The sequence below is a fragment of the Pseudomonas sp. XP1 genome, from assembly GCF_053557675.1.
On sequence record NZ_JBNRIJ010000045.1, the window covers coordinates 12796 to 19942 of the forward strand.

Annotated in this window: 5 protein-coding genes; 3 read left to right on the top strand and 2 right to left on the bottom strand. The window is 64.6% G+C overall.

Features of this window, described 5'->3' with window-relative positions:
* Nucleotides 1–21: 21 nt before the first annotated feature.
* The gene (locus tag ACK1U9_RS23870; RefSeq protein WP_046613673.1) at nucleotides 22–1449 is read left to right on the top strand and encodes a mechanosensitive ion channel family protein; all 1428 of its coding nucleotides are present in this window, start codon (nucleotides 22–24) and stop codon (nucleotides 1447–1449) included.
* Between the two features lie 108 nt (nucleotides 1450–1557).
* Here the strand turns inward: ACK1U9_RS23870 and amaA are convergent, their stop codons facing one another.
* Together amaA and amaB are read right to left on the bottom strand one after the other, a co-directional pair.
* Entirely contained in the window at nucleotides 1558–2844 is a 1287-nt protein-coding gene (gene amaA / locus ACK1U9_RS23875; RefSeq protein ID WP_085601134.1) for an L-pipecolate oxidase, read from the bottom strand.
* Nucleotides 2845–3009: 165 nt separating this feature from the next.
* Complete coding sequence (gene amaB / locus ACK1U9_RS23880; RefSeq protein WP_003253547.1) at nucleotides 3010–4500, bottom strand: L-piperidine-6-carboxylate dehydrogenase; 1491 nt, start codon at nucleotides 4498–4500, stop codon at nucleotides 3010–3012.
* A 136-nt stretch (nucleotides 4501–4636) separates the two neighbouring features.
* On the opposite strand from amaB, the gene ACK1U9_RS23885 reads away from it, so the two are divergent.
* Entirely contained in the window at nucleotides 4637–5527 is an 891-nt protein-coding gene (locus tag ACK1U9_RS23885; RefSeq protein ID WP_435780079.1) for a transcriptional regulator GcvA, read from the top strand.
* A gap of 184 nt (nucleotides 5528–5711) precedes the next feature.
* Nucleotides 5712–7106 (top strand): 2-oxoadipate dioxygenase/decarboxylase HglS, encoded by a 1395-nt coding sequence (gene hglS / locus ACK1U9_RS23890; protein ID WP_449110224.1) that lies wholly within the window; start codon nucleotides 5712–5714, stop codon nucleotides 7104–7106.
* The last annotated feature ends 41 nt before the right edge of the window (nucleotides 7107–7147 follow it).

The window sequence follows — 7147 nt, forward strand, 5'->3', positions numbered from 1 at the left end:
CTCCCCTCACCCGAGACCACCATGCTGGCGTTCATCCAGTCATACCCGTTGTTGCTCGGCACCGCCCTGATCCTGCTCGACCTCGTGCTCTGGCAACTGATCCCTCTCCAGCACCGGGCCTGGCGCATCGGTGCGCGGCTGGTGCTGTTCCTGCTGTTCAGCTCGGTGCTGGTGGCTGCCGGCATGAGCCCGATGCAACCGCCACCCTGGCCGGATGATGTTTCGCGCAACCTGATCGCCACAGTACTGGCGATCGGCTGGTGGCTGTTCGGTGCGCGCACGGTGACGGTGGTGTTCGGCCTGTTGCTGGGTGCCCGTGGCAGCCACGGCGGGCGTTTGCTGCAGGATGTGCTGGGGGCGCTGATCTTCCTGGCTGCCGTGGTCGCTGCCGCAGGCTATGTGTTGCAGTTGCCGGTAAAGGGCCTGCTGGCTACGTCGGGGGTCATGGCCATCGTCATCGGCCTGGCGCTGCAAAGCACGCTGGCCGACGTGTTCAGTGGCATCATCCTGAACACCACGCGGCCGTATCAGATTGGCGACTCGATCTCCATCGACAACACCGAAGGCAAGGTGCTGGAAATCGACTGGCGTGCCACCCGCCTGCTCACCAGCACCGGCAGCCTGGCGGTAATCCCCAACTCGGTGGCGGCCAAGGCCCGACTGCTCAACCACAGCCGCCCGGCCGATGTGCATGGGGTGTCGATCAGCGTGGTGGTGCCGGCCAAGGTGCGGCCCAAACGGGTGTTCGATGCGCTGGAAAAAGCCTTGCAAGGCGTCAGTGCCATTCTTGCAACCCCAAAACCAAAGGTGACGGTGAAAGCCTCGACGCTGGAATCAGTGGAGTACGAAGCCAGCGGCTTCGTGGCCGATGCAGGCGCCAAGGGCGACGCGCGCAACCAGCTGTTCGACCTGGCTCACCGGCACCTGGAGGCCAGCGGGGTGATGTGGAATGCTGACCTGGCCACGCCACCACGCAGCCGCCAGCGCGAGGTGCTGGACGAGGTGCGGGTGTTCCGCTCGCTGAGCGCGGAAGAGCGCGATGCGCTGAGCCAGCGCATGACGGCGGTGGAATACCTGGCCGACCAGGTGATCCTGGGCGTGGGCGAGCATTCCGATCATTTGCTGGTGATTGGCAGCGGAGTGGTTTCGGCGTCGATCCGCGATGGCGACAAGCTGGTGGAGGCCGGGCGCATGGGGCCGGGCGAGGTACTGGGGATCGAAGGGATCGTCGATGAAGAGGACTCGCTGGCCGAGTTCCGCACGCTGACCAGTTGCGTGCTGTACCGGATCGACAAGGAACAGGTGAAGAGCTGCCTGGTGCAACGCGGCGATGTGCAGACGGCGTTGAGCAAGTTGCAGCGATTTCGGCGGCAGAACCGGGAGTCGTTGTTGCTGCAGAAGCCGGTTTCGATCAAGAAAGGCGGCTTTCTCAGCTGGTTGCACAAGTAAGCCTGTGCCGACCCTATCGCCGGCGAGCCGGCTCCCACAGATACTGCACAGGCCTTAAGGACGATGCGGTCAATGTGGGAGCTGGCTTGCCGGCGATCGGGCCGGTACTTACAACACAACCCTTAGGCATTGCCCCGCGTGGTACAGCGAGAACCCGGACTCATAGAACGCCGTCCGCAGCGAGGGCGCACTCACGCCCTTCATCGGCGAAAACGGAATCGGCAGGCTGCCCGCCTCCCCCTTCAGCAGAAACTCGGCAAACGCCCGGCCAATCACGGTCCCGGTGGTATTGCCCCGCCCGTTGTACCCGGTCACCGCCACCAGCCCCGGCGCCGGCTCGAAAAGGCGCATGAGATGATCGGGGGTGAAGTCGATGCAGCCGGTCCAGTGCATTTCCCACTCGACCTTGCCCAGCTCCGGGTAATAGTGGCTCTGGATGCGGTCGGCCCAGCTGCGCACGAACCACGCCGGCTTGTTGTCGACTCGGCCCAGGCTGCCTAGCAGCAGGCGACCCTGGTCGTCGCGGCGGATGCTGCTGAGCACGGTGCGGGTGTCCCACGAGCCTTGGCCATGTGGCAGCACCTTGTCGGCTGCAGCGCCCTGTAACGGCTTGGACGCCACCTGGTAGTAATAACCACGGAAAAACTGCTTCTGCAGGTTGCTCCAGTCGCCTTCGGTATAGGCGCCGGTGGAAATCACCACCTTGTCGGCGCGCACCGAACCGCGAGCGGTCTTCACCCGCCAGGCATCGCCGTCACGCTCCAGGCCTTCGACCGAAGACTGCTGGAACAGCTTGCCACCCAGGCGTGCCACCGCTGCGGCCAGGCCCTGGGTGTAACCCATGGGGTTGATGGTGCCTGCGCGGCGGTCGAGCAGCGCGGCGGAAATCTTGTCGGTGCCGCAGTATTCCTGGCACTTGCCGCCGGTCAGCAGTTCCACATCGGCACCACGGCGGCGCCATTGTTCGTGGCGGGCCTCGAGGTCGGCGATACCGGTGGCGTTGTGCGCCATGTGCAGCGTGCCTTTGTGCTGGGCCTGGCAGTCGATGCCAAGGCGTTCGATCATGGCGAACACTTCGGCCGGGGCTTCGCCGAGCACCTTGTTCAGGCGGCTGCCCTGCTGCAGGCCGAGGGTGGCCTCGACATCGTCGGGGCGGATCCAGGTGCCGGCGTTGACCAGGCCGACGTTGCGCCCGGAGCCACCGTGACCGATCTTCCAGGCCTCCAGCAGGATTACCGACTTGCCCTGTTCGAGCAGGTGGATGGCCGCCGACAGGCCGGTAATGCCGCCACCGATCACGCAGACATCGGCCTTGTGCTCACCGGCCAGAGCCTGGGCGGCGACGGTCGGTTTGCTGACGAATTCCCACAAGCATTCTTGACGCAGTTCGGACATGGCCCGGCTCCAGCAATTTGTTCTTGTTGGGGCTGCTTTGCAGCCCATCGCCGGCAAGCCAGCTCCCACAGGTGCATCACAGGTTTCGAAAACTGTGTTGTACCTGTGGGAGCGGGTTTACCCGCGAACCGGGGGCCAGGCCCCCGGCCATGCAGCATCAGCCGATCAGTCGAACACGATACCCTGCGCCAGCGGCAGCTCGCGTGAGTAGTTCACGGTGTTGGTCTGGCGACGCATGTAGCCTTTCCAGGCATCCGAACCGGACTCACGGCCACCGCCAGTTTCCTTCTCGCCACCGAACGCACCGCCGATCTCGGCGCCGCTGGTGCCGATGTTGACGTTGGCGATGCCACAGTCGCTGCCCGAGGCGCTCTGGAAGCGTTCGGCTTCACGGATGTCGGTGGTGAAGATGCACGACGACAGACCTTGTGGCACTTCGTTGTTCAGGCGCAGGGCCTCTTCGAAGTCGTCGTAGGCCAGCACGTACAGGATCGGGGCGAAGGTTTCGTGGCGCACCACGTCGCTCTGCGCCGGCATTTCGGCGATGGCAGGCGATACGTAGTAGGCGTTCGGGTACTGGTCGGCCAGCTGACGCTCGCCACCAAATACCTGGCCACCTTCGTCGCGGGCCTTGGCCAGCGCGCCCTGCATGGCATCGAACGACTGCTTGTCGATCAGCGGGCCCACCAGGTTGTCCTTGCGTGGGTCACCGATGCGCACCTTGCCGTAGGCGGCTTTGACGCGGGCAACCACTTCGTCCTTGATCGAACGGTGCACGATCAGGCGGCGCAGGGTGGTGCAACGCTGGCCGGCGGTGCCGACTGCGGAGAACAGGATGCCACGCACGGCCAGGTCGAGGTCGGCGCTCGGGGCCAGGATCATGGCGTTGTTACCACCCAGCTCGAGGATGCTGCGGCCGAAGCGGGCAGCCACACGTGGGCCGACTTCGCGACCCATGCGGGTGCTGCCCGTGGCGCTGACCAGCGGTACGCGCGGGTCGTCGACCATGGCTTCGCCGGCTTCACGGCCGCCGATCACCAGTTGTGCCAGGCCAGCCGGGGCATCACCAAAGGCTTTCAGGGCTTTTTCGAACAGCGCCTGGCAGGCCAGGGCGGTCAGCGGGGTCTTCTCGGACGGTTTCCATACCACCGAGTTACCGGCGACCAGGGCCAGGGCGGTGTTCCAGGCCCAGACTGCGACCGGGAAGTTGAAGGCGCTGATAACGCCAACCACGCCCAGCGGGTGCCAAGTTTCACGCATGTGGTGGCCAGGGCGTTCGGAAGCGATGGTCAGGCCGTACAGCTGGCGCGACAGGCCAACGGCGAAGTCGCAGATGTCGATCATTTCCTGCACTTCGCCCAGGCCTTCCTGGGTGATCTTGCCGGCTTCGATCGAAACCAGCTCGCCGAGGTCGGCCTTGTGCTCACGCAGCACTTCGCCGAACAGGCGCACCAGCTCGCCGCGGCGCGGGGCCGGCACGCTGCGCCAGGCTTCGAAGGCGCTCTGGGCCTGATCGATGCGGGCGATGGTCTCGGCCTTGCCGAGCAGTTTCACCGAGGCGATCTGGCTGCCGTCGATCGGCGTGTGAACAGGGTAGTCGCCCTGGGTGTAAGCCTCGGCAGCAACGCCAAGGCGCTCGAGCAGTCCAGCAACCATTTGTGCATCTCCTACATCGGGTGATGGGGTGGAAAAATGATGTGGATCAGTATTAATCCGATCACACCGGTGCAACAAACGACCTTTATTCCGCATATCATTCCGTCAGGTAATGATTTGAGCCGCAGAGACCGCTATGTCCAAACGCCTGGTGCCCTCCATGACCGCCCTGCAGTGCTTCGAAGCTGCAGCCCGCCATTTGAGCTTTACCCGTGCCGCCGAAGAGCTGCACCTGACCCAGAGCGCGGTCAGCAAGCAGGTGGCGCAGCTTGAAGACATGCTGCGCCACCACCTGTTCCTGCGTATCCGCCGCCGCCTGCAGCTGACGCCCGCGGGCAGCTTGTACCTGGCCGAGGTCAACAAGATCCTCACCCAGGTGGATATGTCCAGCCGCTACGTGCTCACCTACGGCGAACAGACCGAGATATTGAAGGTAGCCACTCAGCCGAGTTTTGGTGTGCGCTGGTTGATCCCGCACCTCAAGGGCTTTGGCAAGCGCCACAGCAACATCCACCTGGACATCCGCAACGAGATGGAGCCATTCGCGCTGCTGCAGGGCTCGGCGGACGTGGTGTTCTTCTATGGCCAGGGCACCTGGCCGGGGGCCACCTGCGTGGAGCTGTTCGGTGAGGAGGTGGTGCCGGTGTGCGCGCCGGAGTTGCTGGCCGGGCGTGACCTGAATGATGCCGGGGAGCTGGCGGACCTGGTGCTGCTGCAAAGCACCTCGCGGCCCGAGGCCTGGCACGAGTGGTTCCTGGAGTTGGGATTGCAGAGCGTCAGCGCCTATCACGGGCCGCGCTTCGATACCTTCTACATGGCCTTGAGCGCAGCGCAGGCCGGGTGCGGGGTGGCGTTGGTGCCGCGCTACCTGGCGGCGAAAGAGCTGGCCGAGGGCAGTTTGGTGGTGCCGTGGAACCATGCGATGCGCAGTGCCGGGGCGCATTACCTGGCGTATGCCGAGCATGCGGCGGAAGTGCCCAAGGTCAGGGCGTTGGTGGAATGGATTCGTGAGCAGCTTCAGGCTTGAGGGCCTCTTCGCGGGTGAACCCACTCCCACAGGTATCGCGCAAGGCCTGGGCCCTGTGAGGTACCCGCGAAAGGGCCCTTGAGGTCGATCAAAAAAGGAATGACACACTCACTTTTTTTCGCTTGTGAGCAAAGTGCATTCCCAGCTTTCATGTAAGCGTCCGAACCCAACCAGGAAGCTAGCGATGCCCGCCCACGATTTCGTCAGCCCCGACAGCATCCGCGCGCAGTTCTCTGCCGCCATGTCGCTCATGTACAAACAGGAAGTGCCCCTTTACGGCACGCTGCTGGAGCTGGTGAGCGAAATCAACCAGCAGGTCATGGCCCAGCAACCCGAGGTTGCCGAGGCCCTGCGCTGGACCGGCGAAATCGAGCGCCTGGATCAGGAGCGCCACGGTGCCATCCGTGTCGGCACCGCCGCAGAGCTGGCCACCATCGCCCGGTTGTTCGCGGTCATGGGCATGCAGCCGGTCGGCTACTACGACCTCAGTTCCGCCGGTGTGCCGGTGCATTCCACCGCCTTCCGCGCGGTGCACGAGCAGTCGCTGCACGTCAGCCCGTTCCGCGTGTTCACCTCGCTGCTGCGCCTGGAACTGATCGACAACCCGCAACTGCGCGAGCTGGCAGAAAGCATCCTGGCCAAGCGCCAGATCTTCACCACCCGCGCCCTCGAGCTGATCGCCCAATGCGAGCGCGATGGTGGCCTGAACGCCGCCGATGCCGATGCGTTCGTGCATGAAGCGCTGCACACGTTCCGCTGGCACCATGACGCTACCGTCACTGCCGAGCAGTACCAGCAGTTGCACGACCAGCACCGCCTGATCGCCGATGTGGTGGCCTTCAAGGGCCCGCACATCAACCACCTGACCCCGCGCACCCTGGACATCGATGCAATCCAGCTCGGCATGCCGGCCAAGGGCATCCCGCCAAAGGCCGTGGTCGAAGGCCCGCCCACCCGTCGTCACCCGATCCTGTTGCGCCAGACCAGCTTCAAGGCCCTGCAGGAAAAGGTAGCGTTCAGCGACCAGCAGGGCTGCGAAGGCAGCCATACCGCACGCTTCGGCGAAATCGAGCAACGCGGCGCGGCGCTGACGCCGAAAGGTCGCCAGCTGTACGACAAGCTGCTCGACGCCACCCGCGCCGCCCTGGGTGGCGCCCCGGCCGAGGCCAATGCCGAACGCTACATGGCGTTGCTGAAGGACACCTTTGCCGAATTCCCGGATGACCTGGCACAGATGCGTGAACAGGGGCTGGCCTACTTCCGCTACTTCGCCACCGAGAAAGGCTTGGCTGCGCGCGACCAGGACGGCCGCCCAACCACATTGGAAGGGCTGATCGAGGCTGGCCATGTGCACTTCGAGGCGTTGGTGTACGAGGACTTCCTGCCGGTGAGCGCGGCGGGGATCTTCCAGTCCAACCTCGGTGACGATGCGCAGGCCGAGTACGGCAGCAACGCCAACCGCGATGCATTTGAAGCAGCGCTTGGGCTGCAGGTGCAGGATGAGCTGGCGTTGTATGCGCAGAGCGAGCGTCGGTCGCTGCAGGCGTGTGCACAGGCTTTGAACCTGGGCTCGATGTAAGGCTGTAGATCGCAGGGGCCGCTTCGCGGCCCTATCGCCGG